This is a genomic window from Streptomyces sp. NPDC058308, assembly GCF_042880275.1.
GTDB lineage: Bacteria > Actinomycetota > Actinomycetes > Streptomycetales > Streptomycetaceae > Streptomyces.
The window spans coordinates 206,839-223,695 of the sequence record NZ_JBHVZA010000011.1 but is presented as its reverse complement, the minus strand read 5'-3'; the positions used below and the strand labels follow the sequence as shown (position 1 = coordinate 223,695).

Here is a 16,857-nt window from a genome sequence, read left to right as displayed (position 1 = left end):
GACGTTCACCCCGACTTCGTCCCGCGGCCTTCACAGGGAAACCGGACGTCACTAGCGTCCCCGCCGTACAGGTCAATGGATCGTCAGAGAACCATTGGATGTCGACTGGGAGGTCGCACGTGACTCCGGAGATTTCGCGCAGACGCCTGATGGCGGTCGGCGGTGGCGCCCTGGGCGTCGCCGCCGTCGGCTCGTTCCTGCCACCGTCGTTGCAGGAAGCGCTCGCGCACGAGCCGCCGCGCGGTGGCGGCCTCGACTCGATCGAGCACGTGGTGATCCTGATGCAGGAGAACCGGTCCTTCGACCACTACTTCGGCTCCCTGCGCGGTGTGCGCGGCTTCGGCGACCGCAACGCGATCCAACTGCCCACCGGCAAGCCGGTGTTCGAGCAGCCCGGCGTCCTGCGCACGATCCTGCCCTTCCCGGTCCGGCAGGCCGCCGAGACCCAGAAGAAGGACCTCCAGTACATCGGCGCGCTCGACCACTCCTGGGGCGGCGGTGCCACGGCCTGGCACGACGGCTGGATGGACGGCTGGATCACCGCCAAGACGGCGGCCACGATGGCGTACTACACGCGCGAGGACATCCCGCTGCACTACGAACTCGCCGACACCTTCACCGTCTGCGACGCCTACCACTCGTCCATCCACAGCTCCACCAGCCCCAACCGCAACCACCTGTGGAGCGGGAGGACGGGCTACGAGGCGAACGGCAAGCGGGCCGTCGGCAACGACGCGTACGACGAGGGCACGCACCCCGGGTACGGCTGGGGCACGTACGCCGAGCGTCTGGAGAAGGCGGGCGTGAGCTGGCGGACGTACACCGAGTGGGAGAACTTCACCGACAACCAGATCGAGTTCTTCACCACCTTCAAGGCCATCGCCCGCAAGGTGCTCGCCGGGACGGGCGTCACCTTCATGGAGGCGTTCTACGCCAAGGTGCGCGACGCCAGGGACGAGGCCGAGCGCGGCAAGCTGCTCGCCGACCTGGAGAAGGGCGTCAAGACCCTCTCCAAGGCCGAGCGGTCGCTCTTCGAGCGCGGTCTGCGGCGCGTGCCCACCGGCAAGCTCGCCGACGAGTTCGCCAAGGACGTCGCGGCCGGCAAGCTCGCGAAGGTCACCTATCTGGTCCCCTCCGCCCAGGACTCCGAGCACCCCAGCGTCTCCTCGCCGATCCACAGCGCGACCATCGTCTACAAGGTCCTCGACGCCCTGGCCTCCCACCCCGACGTCTGGCGCCGCACCGCCGTCTTCATCAACTACGACGAGAACGACGGCTTCTTCGACCACGTCCCGCCGCCCGTGCCCGGCGGCGACTCCGCCGAGGAGCGGGAGGAGCGCTGGGAGGGCAGGCCCACCGGGCTCGGCGTGCGCGTGCCGATGCTCGTCGTCTCGCCGTGGACCGTCGGCGGCTACGTCTGCTCCGAGGTCTTCGACCACACCTCCGTCGTGCGCTTCCTGGAGAAGTGGACCGGCGTACGGGAGCCCAACATCAGCGCCTGGCGCCGCAAGGTCACCGGCGATCTCACCGGCGCGTTCGACTTCCGCCGCGGCCACCGGCAGCCCGACGTCGAACAGCCGGGCGCCATACCGGCGTTCAGCGGCCGCTGGGCCCCGCAGCCGCCCCTGAAGCAGTCCATGCCGGTCCAGGAGCCCGGCACCCGCCGCGCCCGTCCGCTGCCGTACCAGCCCGACGCGGACGTGCGGCCCGGCGAGGACGGCACGCTCACGGTGCGGCTGCGCAACGGCGGCAGTTCCAGCGCGCACTTCGCGCTCTATCCGTACGCCGGGGAGTTCAAGGTTCCCCAGCATCAGGACGTCGTGCGCAAGGGCTCCTGGACGGTGCCGGTGCCGGGCGACGCGTACGCCTTCACCATCACCGGGCCTAACGGCTTCCGGCGCGAGTTCGCGGGCGGCAAGGGCGCCAAGGGCGGCAAGGGCGGCACGGGCAGCGGGAGTGGACAGGGCGGTGGGAGCGGCCGGGACGGGGGCGCGCGGCTCGCCTCCGCGATCACCCGCCGCGAGATCCACCTCACCCTGGCCAACCGCGGCAGCCACTCCCTCGTCTTCACCGTCAAGCCGCTCGGATATGTGGACGAAGGCGACATCAGGTCGCGGACGCGGACCGTCCGCGTCAAGGCGGGCAGCAGCCGTACGGTCGCCTGGCACACCGCCGACGAGCACGGCTGGTACGACGTCGAGGTGACCGCCGACGGCGACTCCGCCTTCCGGCGGCGGCTCATGGGACACATCGAGAACGGACGCGCGAGCGTCTCGGGCTGAGACCCGGCGCACGGGGAGCGCGAGGGCCCGCAGCGGGCCCCCGCGCGCCTCGCCACGCACCTCCCTGGGCGGTGTGCGGCGCTGCTTGTGCTCTTGTGAGTATGGCCACGAAAGGGGCCAATGATCTCCAAGGGCTGTCAAGGTGACAGCGGCGCTCATGTCGCCACTCATGCGTTCTTTGCGGGCCCAGTTGGTCGACTGTTGCTCCCGGTGAAGATCCACAGAACATCCAGGGAGTCAGTCCGTGGCAGCACTCGCCCGGTGGTGCGTCAGGCGCCGTCTCGTCGTCGTCCTGCTGTGGCTCCTCGCTCTCGGCGCGACCGCGTCGGCCGCCGCGGCCGTCGGCACCGCGTACTCGAACGACTACGACGTGCCGGGCACCGAGTCGGGCCGCGCGAGCGAGCTCCTGAACGACAACTTCCCCGGCCTCGGCGGCGACAGCGACACCGTCGTCTGGCACACAGGACCCGGCACCACCGTCCGCGCCGCCGACGTCGAGCAGACGATGTCCGACGCGCTCGACAAGATCTCCCAGCTGCCCGCCGTGGCGTCCGTGACCGGGCCCTACGGCGGCCAGGGCGCCGGGCAGATCAGCGCGGACGGCCGCACCGCGTACGCCGCCGTCACCTTCCGCGAGCAGGCCGACGACATCGACAAGGCCGATGCGCGGGCCGTCGTCGACACCGCAAGGGCCGCCGCCTCCGATCGCCTGCAGGTGGAGCTCGGCGGCACCGCCGTCGGACTCACCGAGTCCAAGAGCGCCCAGGTCGCCGAGGTCGTCGGGGTGGCCGTCGCCGCCGTCGTCCTCTTCCTCGCCTTCGGCTCGCTCGCCGCGTCCGCCCTGCCCATCGCCACGGCCCTGGTGTCCGTCGGCACCGCGTACGCGGGCATCGTCCTGCTCGGCCACCTGATGACCGTCGCGGACTTCGCGCCGATGCTCGGCACCCTGATCGGGCTCGGCGTCGGCATCGACTACGCCCTGTTCATCGTCACCCGGCACCGCAAGGGCCTCAAACGCGGCCTGCCCGTGGCCGTAGCCGCCGAGCGCGCCGTCGCCACCACCGGCCGCGCCGTCGTCTTCGCCGGCGCCACCGTCTGCATCGCCCTGCTCGGCATGCTCATCCTGCGGCTCAGCTTCCTGAACGGCGTCGCCGTCGCCGCCTCGCTGACCGTCGTCCTCACCGTCGCCGCCTCCGTGACCCTGCTGCCCGCCCTCCTCGCCTGCGTCGGCCCGCGCGCGCTCAGCCGCCGCGAACGCCGCGGACTCGCCGAGCACGGGCCCCAGCCGGAGCCGCCGACCGGGTTCGCCGCCCGCTGGGCCGCCTTCGTCGAGCGCCACCCGCGGCTCCTCGGCGCCCTCGCGGTCCTCGTCATGGCCGTCCTCGCGCTGCCCGCCTTCGCCCTGCACCTGGGCACGTCCGACCAGGGCAACAACCCGGCGAAGGCCACCACGCGCCAGGCCTACGACCTCCTCGCCGAGGGCTGGGGGCCCGGCGTGAACGGCCCCCTGACCCTGGTCAGCGAGGTCTACGGAGCCGGCGACCGGATAGCTCTCGACGGCCTCGCCACGACGCTGAGGACGACCGAGGGCATCGCCTCCGTGAGCCCGGTGACGTACGGCGAAAGCGGCCGCGCCGCCTTCCTCACCGTCGTCCCCGACACGGCCCCGCAGTCCGAGGCGACCAGCGCACTCGTCGACCGGCTGCGTGCGGACGTCCTGCCGAGGGCCGCGGCGGAGAGCTCTCTCGACGTGCACGTCGGCGGCGTCACCGCGAGCTACGACGACTTCGCGGAGATCATCGTCGGCAAGCTCCCGCTCTTCGTGGGCGTGGTCATCGGGCTCGGCTGCGTGCTGCTCCTGCTGGCCTTCCGGTCCATCGGGATCCCGCTGAAGGCCGCCGCGATGAACGTCGCCGCGGTCGCCTCCGCCTTCGGGATCGTCGTCGCGGTCTTCCAGTGGGGCTGGGGGAGCGAACTGCTCGGACTCGGCAGGGCCGGGCCGATCGAGCCCTTCCTGCCGGTGATCATGGTGTCCGTCCTCTTCGGCCTCTCCATGGACTACCAGGTCTTCCTGGTCAGCCGGATGTACGAGGAGTGGCTGGAGACCGGCGACAACCGGCGGGCCGTCCGCATCGGCCTCGCCGAGACCAGCCGCGTGATCAACTCCGCGGCCGTGATCATGATTTCGGTCTTCCTCGCCTTCGTCCTCAGCGGCGACCGGGTCATCGCGATGTTCGGCATCGCGCTCGCCGCTGCCGTCGCGCTCGACGCCTTCGTGCTGCGCACCCTGCTCGTACCGGCGCTGATGCACCTGCTCGGCGGCGCCAACTGGTGGCTGCCGCGCCGCCTGGACCGCCTCCTGCCGCGCATCAGCATCGAGCCGCCCGAATCTCGTTCGAAGTCGCACGGCGTGCGTGCGAGGATCCCCGCACAGCCGGACCCAGACGATGACCTGAGCGGGCCGAAGGAGCAGGATGTTCGCGACAACGCTGGACGAGGGGGCTGAGCTGCGGCCACTGGAGCCGTGGCAGGCGCAGGAGTTCCTCGAACACATCGGGCGGGCGCGGGAGTACGCGGGGCCATGGGTGCCCTTCACCGCGACCGTGGACGACCTCGCGTCCGCGCGGAACGTGCTCCAGAGGCACGCCGACAGGCAGGCCGCCGACACCGGGCGCTTCTGCGGCATCTGGCTGGACGGCAGGCTGGTGGGCGGTGTCTTCTTCCGCGTCTTCGACACGAGCGTCGACGGCTGCGAGGTCGGCGTCTGGCTGGAGCCGTCGGCCGCCGGGCGCGGTCTGGTCAACAAGGCCTCGAAGGTCTTCATCGACTGGGCCGTGTACGAGCGCGGCATGCACCGCGTGGAGTGGCTGGTCTCCTCGCTCAACGACCGCAGCAGGGCGGCCGCCCGGCGGCTCGGGTTCGTCAAGGACGGCGTGCTGCGGGAGAGCTTCCCCTGGCAGGGGATCCGGCACGACATGGAGGTCTGGTCCGTCCTCGCCCCGGAGTGGAGGGTGCTGCGGGAGGGTGAGGGTCCCGGCGGACCCGTTCGTTAAGAGAGCTCTCAGACTCCGTCCGTACGGTGCGCAGCATGGGTACCAAGACAGAGGACGCGACCGGGGCGAAGGCTGCCACCGGGGCCAAGGACGCCGACCAGACCGAGGAAGTGACCGGTTCCGACACGTCGGAAGCGAAGACGCAGGCGCCGAAGGCAGACGTCACGAAGTCCGGGGAGCCGTCCGACGCCGCCCCCGGAGCCGACACCGAGGTGGACGAGGACGCGGCCGAGGCCGACGATACGTACGACGCCACGGTCCGGCCCGCCGGCTCCGCCGGTGTCGGCCAGGGCGCCGCGGCCGTCGTCTCCGCCGCACTCGGCGTGATCGGCCTCTCCGGCGGCTGGCTCGGCACGATCGCCGGCGCCCGCTCCAACATCATGGGACAGCTGGAGACCAAGCAGTCCGCGAGCGTCTCCGACCAGCTCCAGGCGCTCTACGGCGACTCCTGGCAGGCCACCGCGCTGATCGCCGGGCTCTTCGCGCTCGCCGCGCTGGTCGTCGGCTTCCTCGTCCTGGTCAGGCCCGCGTTCGGCGCGCCCGGCAAGGAGCAGGCGCCGTGGATCAAGTCCGTGGCGTGGGCGGGTGTCGCGCTCGGCGTGATCGGGCTCGTCCTCGCCGTCGCCAAGTACAGCGACCTGCTGCTCGGACTGCCGTCGGCACCTTCCTGAGCCGTCGAACCCGCGGATAAGGCAGGGGCGGGGCAGGGGCGGGGCAGGGCCTAAGGCCCCGGCCCCGCCCCTCGTCGTGTCTAAGGCCCCCGGCCTCCCGGAGATGCGGCACCCGCCCGATGTGGGCGACCCCCCTGGGAAACGACAGTGGAGACATCGCGGAGAACGACACCGGCGATACCACCGACAACCCGAGGGGTACGAGATGTTCGAGTACGAGATGCACCAGATGCGCGCCGCCGAACTGAGCCGCGAGGCCGCCCACCGCCGGCTGGTCGGCGAGGCCCGCAAGAACCGCGCAGCCGCCCGCCGATCGGCCCGCGACGCAGCAGAGGGGCAGGTGAGGACGTCGCTCTGGAAGTCCCACTTCACACGGGCCGCCTGAGATGCGCGGACCGGCCCTGGTGTCCGCTCCTCGGATAACGGGTGACACATCGTCCGCACGCTGTGCGATGCTCGCCGCTGTGGAGACCAGGTCCGTCAGCCCCGTGTTCGTCGGTCGCACCGATGAACTGGGCGTATTGAACGAAGCGCTCGCCCGCGCCACGGGCACCCCCCTCGAAGGAGCCGGGGGCCCCGGCCCGGGCGAGCCGCAGGCGTTGCTGCTCGGCGGTGAGGCGGGGGTCGGAAAGACCCGCCTCGTCGAGGAGTTCACCGCGGCCGCCGAGCGGCAGGGCGCCGTCGTCGCGCTCGGCGGCTGCGTCGAGATCGGCGCGGACGGCCTGCCGTTCGCACCCTTCTCCTCCGCGCTGCGCTCGCTGCGCCGCCGCCTCCCCGACGAACTGGCCGCCGCGGCCGAGGGCCAGGAGGAGGAGCTCGCCCGGATCCTGCCCGAACTGGCCGGTCCCGCCCCGCACGGCCACGGCCCCGGAAGCCGCCCCGACGAACAGGGCATGGCCCGCCTCTTCGAACTCACCGCACGCCTCCTGGAGCGGCTCTCCCGCGACCGCACGGTCGTCGTCGCCCTGGAGGACCTGCACTGGGCCGACGCCTCCACCCGCCACCTCCTCGCCTACCTCTTCCGCACCTTGCGCGGCGGCCGCCTCGTCCTGCTCGCCACCTACCGGGCCGACGACATCCACCGCCGCCACCCGCTGCGCCCCCTGCTCGCCGAACTCGACCGGCTGCGCACCGTGCGCCGCATCGAACTCGGCCGCTTCAGCAAGGTCGAGGTCGCCCGCCAGATGGCCGGGATCTTCGCGGCCGAGCCCGAACAGGGCCTGGTCGACGACATATTCGACCGCTCCGACGGCAACGCCTTCTTCGTCGAGGAGCTCGCCGTCGCCTCCCACGGCAGCAGCTGCGCGAGCCTGACGGACTCCCTGCGCGACCTGCTCCTGGTCCGTGTCGAGGAGCTGCCCGAGGACACCCAGCGGGTCGCCCGGATCGTCGCCGAGGGCGGCTCCACCGTCGAGTACGAACTCCTCGCCGAGGTCGCGGGGCTCGGCGAGGACGACCTGATCGAGGCGCTGCGGGCCGCCGTCGGCGCCAACATCCTGCTCGCCTCCCCGGACGGCGACGGCTACCGCTTCCGGCACTCCCTGGTCCGCGAGGCGGTCAGCGACGACCTGCTGCCCGGCGAACGCTCCCGCATCAACCGCCGCTTCGCCGAGGCCCTGGAGGCCGACCCCGCCCTCGTCTCCGCCGACCAGCGCGCCGCCCGCCTCGCCACCTACTGGTACTACGCGCACGACGCCGCCAAGGCCCTGCCCGCCGTGCTCGCCGCCTCCGTCGAGGCCCGCCACCGGCACGCCTACGCCGAGCAACTGCGCCTCCTCGAACGGGCGATGGAGCTGTGGGACGACGCCCCCGAGGCCGTTCGCGACGACCTCCGCCCCGCCGACTACGTCGAGGGCTACCCGCCCGCACTGCCCGAAGGGTGCGGCACCCCCGACGGCCCCGACGGCTGCGACCCGGCCACCACCCCGCTGCGGTACCTCGACCTGATGGCCGAGGCCACGGTCGCAGGACGCCTCTGCGGCGAACGCGAACGCGCCCTGAAGATCACCAAGCGCGCCCTGCGCCTCCTGGACGGCGAACACGACCCCCTGCGCGCCGCCTGGTTCTGGGTGGCCCGCTCCAGCATCGTCTCCGCCCTCGGCCGCGGCGACGGCTGGACGGAGATCGCCAAGGCCCAGGAGCTGATGCGCGGCCTGCCGCCGTCCGAGGTGCACGCGGACGTCCTCGTCCATCGCGCCTCCTGGGGCATGCTGCACGACCCGGGCCCCGAGACCCTGGCCGCCGCCGAACGCGCCGTCGAGTACGCCCGCATGGTCAAGGCCGACACCATCGAGCTCAACGCCCGCCTCACCCGCGGCAACCTCCTCATCGAGGCCGGCGACCCCGAGGCCGGCCTCGCCGAGATGTACGAGGTCAGGGAACGCGTCATCGCGGAGGCCCTGGTCACGGACCTCAGCCGGGCCCACATCAACCTCCCTTCCGCCCTGGAGGGCGTGGGCCGCTCCGCCGAGGCCGTGAAGGTGTCGATGGAAGGCATCGAGTTCTGCCGGAAGTACGGCCTGGTGGACACCGAGGGCTGGGTCTGGGCGAACGCCGCCGAGTCCCTGCTCGCCCTCGGCCGCTGGGACGAGTGCGCCGAAGCCGTCGCACGCACCCACCGCTGCGCACAGAGCTCCAAGCCCCGGGGCTCCGCCGCCCGGTGCTCCGCGCACCTGGCGCTCTCCCGCGGCGACCACGCCGCCGCGACCCGCCACATGCAGTCCGCCCGCCACCACTACGGCAGCCACGACCCGCAGCCGCAGTACTTCCTGCCGCTGACCCGCATCGCCCTCGGCATCGCCGCCGGCGAGGGCCGCGTCCTGGACGGCCGCGCCGAGCTCGAACGCGCCCTCGCCGCCGGCTTCCCCGTGGGCACCCAGCGGTACGCCTGGCCCCTCCTGCTCGCCGCCGCCTCGATGGAGGCCGACGCCCGCGGCCTGCCCGCCGCCGAGCCCGGCCGCCCCGCCGCCGTCGAAAGCATCCGCAGGGCCGCCAAGTCCCTGGCCACCCCCATCCCGCTCTGGCGGGTCTACGACGAGTGGACCCGCGCCGAACTCCTGCGCTCCGAGGGCAGCGACGGCCCCGCCGACTGGTCCGCCGTCACCACCGCCCTCGAACCCCTGGACCGCCCCTACGACCTCGCGCGCGCCCGCCTGCGCCTGGCCGAATGCCTCCTCGCCCCCGAGACCACCGACCGCGACCGCGCCGCCCGACTGCTGCGCCAGGCCGGTGAAGTGGCCGACCGGCTCGGCGCCCGGCCGCTCTCCGACGCCATCACCGGACTCGCCCAGCGGGCCCGCCTCACCCTGCACCCGACGGAGGCCACGCGCGCGCCCGCCACCCCGGCCGACCCCGCGGCGGCGTTGGGCCTGACCAGCCGGGAGCGGGACGTCCTGCGCCTGGTCGCGGTGGGCCGCAGCAACCGTCAGATCGCCGAGGAGCTCTTCATCTCCCCCAAGACGGCGAGCGTCCACGTCTCCAACATCCTCGCCAAGCTGTCCGTCACCGGCCGCGGCGAGGCCGCCGCGCTCGCCCACCGGCTGCGCCTGTTCCCGTCGGCCGACGCTCAGCCGCAGGCCGCCCGCTGACCTGCGCGTTCCCGGGCCGGCCGGGCTTTCTGCGGCCTCGCTTACGCTTGACGGCAGAGACTCGGCTCCTGGGAGGCGCAGTGTTCAACGCGATCGAGGCCCTGTTCGCGCCGGGGCGCAAGCACACCGACGACGAGCAGAAGCGCCTGGAGCTGGCGCGCGTCGACCTCGCCGACGGCGACCCGGGACGCGGGCCGATAGACCTGACCTCGGGAAAGGTGGTCGTACGCCCACCTGTACCGACCCCGAGGACCGATGCGTCCGCCGATGCCGACGATTCTTCCGGCCCTGACCCGTCACCGGGTCCTGATGCCTCACCGGCTCCTGACGCGGCAGCGGACGGCGCTGAGGTGGCGCGTCCCGGTGGGCCGGGGAGCTGACTACTTCACCTGCACTTCCAGGATCTTGTCGTCCCCCTTCTCCGGCGTCCCCCGCGAGTCCGTCTCACTGGTGACCAGCCACAGCTTGTCGCCGCCCGCCGCGAGGACCGTGCGCAGTCTGCCGTGCTCGCCCTTCAGGAAGGCCTGTGGCTCCGGTTCGCCTTCCACGCCCCGCACGGGGACGCGCCACAACCGCTCGCCGCGCAGGCCCGCCATCCAGACGGAGCCCTCGGCATAAGCGACACCGCTCGGTGAGGCGTCCGAGGTCTTCCACTGGGCGACCGGATCGCGGAAGCCTTCCTCGCCGGCCTTGCCCTCGGCCTCCGGCCAGCCGTAATTTCCGCCCGCCTTGATCTCGTTCAGCTCGTCCCAGGTGTCCTGGCCGAACTCCGAGGCCCACAGCCGCTTCTGCTCGTCCCAGGCCAGGCCCTGCACATTGCGGTGGCCGTACGAATAGACGGGGGAGTCGCCGAAGGGATTGCCGGGGGCCGGGTCGCCGTCCGGTGTGAGGCGGAGGATCTTGCCGCCCAGGGACTTCTTGTCCTGCGCGAGGCCGGTCTCGCCCGTCTCACCCGCTCCGGCGTACAGCATCTTGTCCGGGCCGAAGGCGATCCGGCCGCCGTTGTGGATCATGCCCTTGGGGATGCCCTTGAAGACCGTGTCCGGTGCCCCGAGCTGCTCACCGGACGGCTTCGCCTCCTCGTACAGCATGCGGGCGATGCGGTTGTCGGACTCCGTCGTGAAATACGCGTACACCAAGTGGTCCGAGGCGTAGGACGGGGAGAGGGCGAGGCCCAGCAGGCCGCCCTCGCCGCCGGGGGAGACGCCGGGCACCGTGCCGAGCTCCGTCTTCTTGCCCGTCTGCCCGTCCACCCGGATGATCGTCCCCTCGTCGCGCGAGGAGACGAGGAGGTCGCCGCCGGGCAGCGGCGCGAGGCCCCAGGGGGATTTCAGGCCGGTGGCGAGTGTGCGGGTGACCTTGGCGGACCCCTTCTCCGGCGGTGCCTCGGAGCCCGCCCTGCCGGTGGGGGCGTGGCTGGACTCTCGTCCCGATGGGCCCTCGCGGCGGTCCGGTTCGTCGCCGCCGCCGGAGGAACACCCGGCCGCGAACACGAGGGCGGCGGCGGCAAGCACGGCCGTAACAGCAGGTCGTTGCACGATCAGGTTCCCTTCGACGCAGCGCTTCCCCTGTTCATACACCGCTCGTGCCCCGCAGGTTCCCCTTCCGCCGCCACTGGACCGGGGACGTCACGAGGGGTTTCTCATCTCAGTCCCACGACCCGAGCGCCGCAGGCAGCGCCGCGATCTCCGCCAGGTCCGTCTCCGTCAGCCGCACCGCCGCCGCCCCGGCGTTCTCGACCGCCCAGCGCTCCCGCTTGGCCCCGGGTATCGGCACCACGTACCGGTCCTGCGCGAGGACCCAGGCGAGCGCGACCTGGGCCGGGGTCGCTCCGTGCCGCTCCGCCACCCGGCGCAACCCCACCACCAGCGACTGGTTGGCCGCCATCATCTCGGCGGTGAAGCGCGGGTGGCGGGCCCGCAGGTCGTCCGGCTCGAAGCCCTGACCGGGCGTCAGCGTCCCCGTGAGGAAACCGTTCCCCAGCGGCATCGCCGCGAGGAGGCCGATCCCGCGCGCCACGCACCACGGCAGCAGCGCGTCCAGCGCCTCCGGCGACCACACCGAGAGCTCGGCCTCCACCGCGCTCACCGGGAACACCTGCTGCACCCGTTCAAGCAGCCGGATCGTTCCGTCGTGCAGCCCCGGACCCGGGCGCCCCGGCGCCGCACGCCGGTGCGAGCGCGCCCCCATCGCGCAGAACCCCAGGGCCCGCACCTTTCCCGCGGCGACGAGCTCGGCCATCGCGCCCCAGGTCTCCTCGATGGGCACCTCGGGGTCGGGGCGGTGCAGCTGGTACAGGTCGATGGTGTCCGTCTGCAGCCGCCGCAGCGACGCGTCGCAGGCCCGTTTCACATAGCCGGGACGGCCGTTGGCGACGATGTGCTGCTCGCCGACGAGCAGCCCGCATTTCGTCGACACGAACGCCTCGGCGCGCCGCTCCTTGAGCACCCTGCCGATCAGCAGCTCATTGGTGAAGGGCCCGTACATGTCAGCGGTGTCCAGCAGCGTCACCCCACCACCGTCGGCACCGGCCGCGTCCAGGGCGGCGTGCACCGTGCGCAGCGACGCGTCGCCCCGCTGCCGCGAGCCGGTGTACGCCCAGCTCATCGGCATGCAGCCGAGTCCGACGGCGCCCACTTCGAGCGCCCCCGCACCGATCGTCCTGCGCTCCACCTGGCCGTACCCTCCCACTCCTCGTCCGGAGATCATCAAAACTAACCGCTGGCGCTCCGGCCCCGGGCGCTGCCTCCCCGGGGGCGCCGTCCGAGCGGCGCGCATTAGCCTCCAGCCATGACGACAGATGTTTGGCTTCCGTTTGAAGCGCACGAGATCGAGGGGCTGCCCGAGGCCTCCCCGGCGGGCCTCACCTACCGGTACTGGGACGGCGAACCGGAGTTCCCCGCGGACCCGGCCGACTGCGCCTTCTACGTGGTGCCCTATATGAAGCCCACGGAGACCGCCGTACGCCCCCTGTCCGCGATGACGTCCGTACGCGTCGTACAGACCCTCACCGCGGGCATCGATCACGTGGAACCCGGGATCAAGTACCTGGCGCCCGGTGTGCGGTTGTGCAACGCCCGGGGCGTGCACGAGGCGAGCACCGCCGAGCTCGCGCTCACCTTGGTCCTCTCCGCCCTGCGGGGGATTCCGCGGTTCGTGGAGGGACAGCGGCAGGAGGAGTGGCGGTCGGGGTTCTATCCGGCGCTCGCCGACAAGTCCGTGCTCATCGTGGGATACGGATCGATCGGCGCGGCCATCGAGGACAGGCTCGCCCCCTTCGAATGCGCGCGGGTGGCGCGCGTCGCGCGCTCCGCCCGTGCCACAGAGCGCGGCCCGGTGCACCCCCTCGCCGACCTGCCGTCCCTGCTGCCCGAAGCGGACGTCGTCATCCTCTCGACCCCGCTCACAGAGACCACACGTGGGCTGGTGGGCGCCGATTTCCTGGCCCGGATGAAGGACGGCGCGCTGCTCGTGAACGTCGCCCGCGGACCCGTCGTCGACACCGAAGCGCTCGTCGTCGAACTGGAGTCGGGGCGCATCACCGCCGCCCTCGACGTGACCGATCCCGAACCGCTGCCCGCAGGTCACCGCCTGTGGCACGCTCCCGGAGCGCTCATCAGCCCGCACGTGGGAGGCTCGTCGTCCGCGTTCCGGCCGCGCGCCAAGCGACTCCTTGCCGCGCAGCTGACCGCGTACGCGGCCGGAAAGCCACTCGGCAACATCGTGCTGACCACGGGCAGTTGATCGCCCGAAGCCGCTTTGTGCACGCTCCGCACCCGCCTGCGTGCGCCCCGTGTCCGCTTCGTTGTCGACAGTCACAGAGCGTAGAGGAGCTATGTCCCTGAGTGACGAGTCTGGTGTATCGTCCCGACAGGGGATGCGCCGTGGACCCTTCGGCGCCGGGGATGAGACATGAGACTGCGAGGGGGGCGACGGGCGATGCATTGCCTATGGGCGAAAGATCCGACGCGGCGGGAGCGCAGCCGACGACTCCGGTGCACACCGGCCCGCAGGCGCAGGCGCGTCGGGAGCCGCACGAACGGCCGTCGCCGCACGCACCAGCGCCCCTGCCGGCCCGGCCGGCGTCCGGGCCGAGCGGACACGGGAGCTGCACGGACCGAGGCGGCGCGGTGAGTGCCCGGATGACCACCGCCGCTGTCCTCGACGGGGGCCTGGCGGCGCTGCCGTCCAGGGCGCCGTCGGTTCGCCGACCGTCACAGAGTGGCCGCGGTCTCGCCTCCCAGCTGGTCCTCCTGCTGGTCTGCGGCGCGTATGCCACCGGCTCCGCGCTCGGCTGGGGATCGCACCGACTCGCCCTGATCATGGGGGACTTCGGCCTGAGCGTCGCCGCCGCGGCAGCCGCGGTCTCCTGCTTCCGGTACGCCCGCACCCGCCGCAGTCGCTTTCGACCCGCATGGCTGTTGTTCGCGCTCTCCTCCGCGATGGCAGCCCTGGGCAACGCGGTGTGGGGCTGGTACGAGGTGGTGCTCGGCGAACGGGTGCCCCCGCTCGGCCTGGCCGACGTGTTCTTCCTGTGCTTCGCGCCGCCCGCCATCATCGGTCTGCTCGTGCTGGCCAAGCGCCCGGTGACGCGGGCGGGTTGGGTCTGCCTCGGCCTCGACGCCTGGCTCATCGGGGGCTCGCTCCTGACGCTCTCCTGGAGCCTGGCGCTCGCGAGTGCCGCGAGGTTCGAGGGGCAGGGCGTCGCTCAGGACGCGCTCTCCCTCGCCTACCCGCTTCTCGACATCGCCCTTGTCAGCATGGTCCTCGCGCTGCACTTCAGACGCTCGTCCGCCCAGCGCACCCCGGTGAACACCGCGATCGGCGCGCTCGCCCTGACCGTGATGTGCGACGCCCTGTTCACCTCTCCGCTGCTGCACGCCGCCTACCGCTCGGGTCAGATGCTCGACGCGGGATGGTTCGCGGGCTCGCTGCTCCTCGCGTACGCCCCGTGGGCCGCCCCCTGGCACGCGCGCGAGGCGAACGGCCAGGGCCGCGCGCGCGTGTCGTACGACAGCGGGCCCGAAGAGCCGCGGACCGCCGCGACCCGTCCGATCGCCGGATCGCTGGCCGCCCTCACGCCGTATCTCGCCGCCGCCGTCTGCACGTTGGGGATTCTCTACAACGTCCTGAGCGGCCAGCGCGTCGACCGCGTCGTGCTCTTCACGGGCGGCACCGTGGTGCTCGCCCTCGTGGTGCGCCAGGGCATCATGCTCATGGACAACATCACGCTGACCCAGGAGCTGGCCCAGAAGGAGAACCACTTCAGATCGCTGGTCCAGGGCTCCAGCGACGTCATCATGATCGCCGCGCCGAACGGCATCCTGCGCTACGTGAGCCCGGCCGCCGCCGGGGTCTACGGCCGCGACGCCGAAGAGCTCGTCGGCTGCGAACTCGCCACGCTCATGCACCCCGAGGACCTCGGCCGGGTCGTCCACGAGGTCCGCAGGTTCCTCGCCGCCAACCCCGTCGAGGAGCCCACCACCCGCATCGAGTGCCGCTTCAAGTCCGGTGACGGCGAGTGGCTGAACGTGGAGTCCACCGTCAACCGCCACCAGGGCGGCCTCATCTTCAACAGCAGAGACGTCACCGAACGGGTCCGCCTCCAGGCGCAGTTGCAGCACAACGCCGAGCACGACCCGCTCACCGACCTGCCCAACCGCGCCCTGTTCACCCGGCGCGTGGGCCAGGCCCTGACCGGCCGCAGAGTGACCGACCGCGGCACGGCCGTGCTCTTCATCGACCTCGACGGCTTCAAGGCCGTCAACGACACCATCGGGCACCAGGCCGGTGACGAGCTCCTCATCCAGGCGGCACGCAGACTTCAGGAGGCGGTGCGTTCGGGCGACACCGCCTCCCGGCTCGGCGGCGATGAGTTCGCGGCTCTCATCGTCGGCGACGGAACCAGAGACCAGGCCGCGAGAGAACGGCACATCTACGAGCTCGCCGACCGGCTGAGAATCACCCTGTCCCAGCCCTACGCCATCGACGGCAACGACGTGCGCGTGGCGGCGTCCATCGGCGTGGCCTTCGCCGAACCGGGCATCGGCGCGGGGGAGTTGCTGCGCAACGCCGACCTCGCGATGTACCGCGCCAAGGCCGCGGGCAAGGGGCGCGTCGAGCTGTACGCGCCCCAGATGCAGGCCGACGTCGTCCGCAAGGCGGAGCTCGCCACCAGGCTGCGCGCCGCCCTGCACGACGGCGAGTTCGCGCTGCTCCACCAGCCCGTGGTCGCACTGGACGACGGCCGGATCACGGCGGTCTCCGCCCAGGCCCGCTGGCGCTCGGCGCAGGGCGTCCTCTTCACGCCCGCCGAGTTCCTGCGGGTGTCCGAGAGGGGAGAGCGCCAGGACGGCGGCCGCGCGGCCGAGCTCGGCCGCTGGATGTTCGAGGCGGCCGTCGAGCAGGCCGCCGAGCGCGGCAGGAGTGGCCACGCGGTGCCCGTCGCCGTGCGGATGAGCGCCCGCCGCCTCCTCGACCGCTCCATGCCGCTGGCCTCCATCGAGTCGCTCCTGACCCGGCACGGGCTGCCCTCCGGCGCGCTGATCATCGAGCTCGCGGGAAGCGACCCCCGGGTCTCGCTCGACGAACTGGAGCGCCGTCTCGCGTCCCTGCGCAGGCTGGGCGTGCGCATCGCGCTCGACGGCTTCGGCAGCGGCTATGCGGCCATCACGGCGCTGCGCCGGCTCCCCGTGGACATCCTGAAGCTGGACCGCGGTCTGATCGAGGGTGTCGTGGAGTCCGCCCGCCTGCACAAGATCACCTCCGGGCTGCTGCGCATCGCGGGCGACCTGGGGCTGCTCTCCGTGGCGGACGGCGTCGACCTGCCCGAGCAGGCGGTCGCGCTCCGCGCCATGGGCTGCACGCACGGACAGGGGACGGCGTTCGCCGGGGCCCTGGATGAGTACCGGCTGCGCCGGGCGCTCTCCGTCGGGGAGTATCCGGTGCCGCTCGGTCCTGCCGAGCCGGTGCTCGCGGGCGGGCCACCGGGGGCGTACGCGAGCAGTCCCTCCGGTGCGTACGGCGGCGGGCCCGCGGCGCTGTTCAGCGCCACCCCGGGGGTGTACACGGGCGGCCCCACGACCTATGCCCGTTCACATAATGAGACCCCCGTCCCACCTACTTGACAGGTGCTGCGTGCCGGGGGGAGGGTCAATGCCATGCGCACCCGAATTCTCGTACTTGGAAAGCGCGTCGGCTGAAGCTGGGACTGACCGGTCCGAACACCGTCAATCCCCGCGACCGCACCCGGCGCGCTCCCCTC

The 16,857-nt window shown here is 72.3% G+C and carries 11 protein-coding genes; 9 read left to right on the top strand and 2 right to left on the bottom strand.

From position 1 onward, the window contains the following. The first annotated feature begins 119 nt into the window (after positions 1 to 119). The 7 genes from ACFVYL_RS17750 to ACFVYL_RS17720 all read left to right on the top strand — a co-directional run bounded on the left by ACFVYL_RS17750 (position 120) and on the right by ACFVYL_RS17720 (position 9,973). Positions 120 to 2,282 carry a phosphocholine-specific phospholipase C gene (locus tag ACFVYL_RS17750; protein ID WP_389716783.1) on the top strand — a complete coding sequence of 721 codons (2,163 nt, stop codon included), beginning with the start codon at positions 120 to 122 and terminating at the stop codon, positions 2,280 to 2,282. 244 nt (positions 2,283 to 2,526) lie between these two features. Continuing rightward, entirely contained in the window at positions 2,527 to 4,788 is a 2,262-nt protein-coding gene (locus tag ACFVYL_RS17745) for an MMPL family transporter (protein ID WP_389716780.1), read from the top strand. Continuing rightward, complete coding sequence (locus tag ACFVYL_RS17740) at positions 4,757 to 5,335, top strand: GNAT family N-acetyltransferase (protein WP_389716778.1); 579 nt, start codon at positions 4,757 to 4,759, stop codon at positions 5,333 to 5,335. The genes ACFVYL_RS17745 and ACFVYL_RS17740 overlap by 32 nt, the downstream gene beginning before the upstream one ends. 35 nt (positions 5,336 to 5,370) lie before the next feature. Then, complete coding sequence (locus ACFVYL_RS17735; RefSeq protein ID WP_389716775.1) at positions 5,371 to 6,006, top strand: hypothetical protein; 636 nt, start codon at positions 5,371 to 5,373, stop codon at positions 6,004 to 6,006. 205 nt (positions 6,007 to 6,211) lie between these two features. Further along, positions 6,212 to 6,391, top strand: a complete 180-nt coding sequence (locus ACFVYL_RS17730; RefSeq protein ID WP_389716773.1) for a hypothetical protein — start codon at positions 6,212 to 6,214, stop codon at positions 6,389 to 6,391. A 67-nt stretch (positions 6,392 to 6,458) separates the two neighbouring features. Beyond that, positions 6,459 to 9,593, top strand: coding sequence for an AAA family ATPase (locus ACFVYL_RS17725; RefSeq protein ID WP_389716770.1), 3,135 nt, complete (start codon positions 6,459 to 6,461; stop codon positions 9,591 to 9,593). Between the two features lie 80 nt (positions 9,594 to 9,673). After that, a complete protein-coding gene (locus ACFVYL_RS17720) occupies positions 9,674 to 9,973 on the top strand; it encodes a DUF6191 domain-containing protein (protein WP_389716767.1) in 300 nt (99 codons plus the stop codon). Here ACFVYL_RS17720 and ACFVYL_RS17715 read toward each other — a convergent pair whose 3' ends face one another. After that, on the bottom strand, positions 9,974 to 11,137 hold the full coding sequence (locus ACFVYL_RS17715) for a PQQ-dependent sugar dehydrogenase (protein WP_389716840.1): 1,164 nt from the start codon (positions 11,135 to 11,137) through the stop codon (positions 9,974 to 9,976). A 103-nt stretch (positions 11,138 to 11,240) separates the two neighbouring features. Continuing rightward, complete coding sequence (locus ACFVYL_RS17710; RefSeq protein ID WP_389716765.1) at positions 11,241 to 12,266, bottom strand: aldo/keto reductase; 1,026 nt, start codon at positions 12,264 to 12,266, stop codon at positions 11,241 to 11,243. Positions 12,267 to 12,383: 117 nt separating this feature from the next. Between ACFVYL_RS17710 and ACFVYL_RS17705 the strand changes: the two genes are divergently transcribed. Both ACFVYL_RS17705 and ACFVYL_RS17700 read left to right on the top strand, forming a co-directional pair. Next, entirely contained in the window at positions 12,384 to 13,337 is a 954-nt protein-coding gene (locus ACFVYL_RS17705; RefSeq protein WP_389716762.1) for a 2-hydroxyacid dehydrogenase, read from the top strand. Positions 13,338 to 13,735: 398 nt separating this feature from the next. Beyond that, positions 13,736 to 16,720, top strand: coding sequence for a putative bifunctional diguanylate cyclase/phosphodiesterase (locus tag ACFVYL_RS17700; protein ID WP_389716759.1), 2,985 nt, complete (start codon positions 13,736 to 13,738; stop codon positions 16,718 to 16,720). Positions 16,721 to 16,857: the final 137 nt, after the last annotated feature.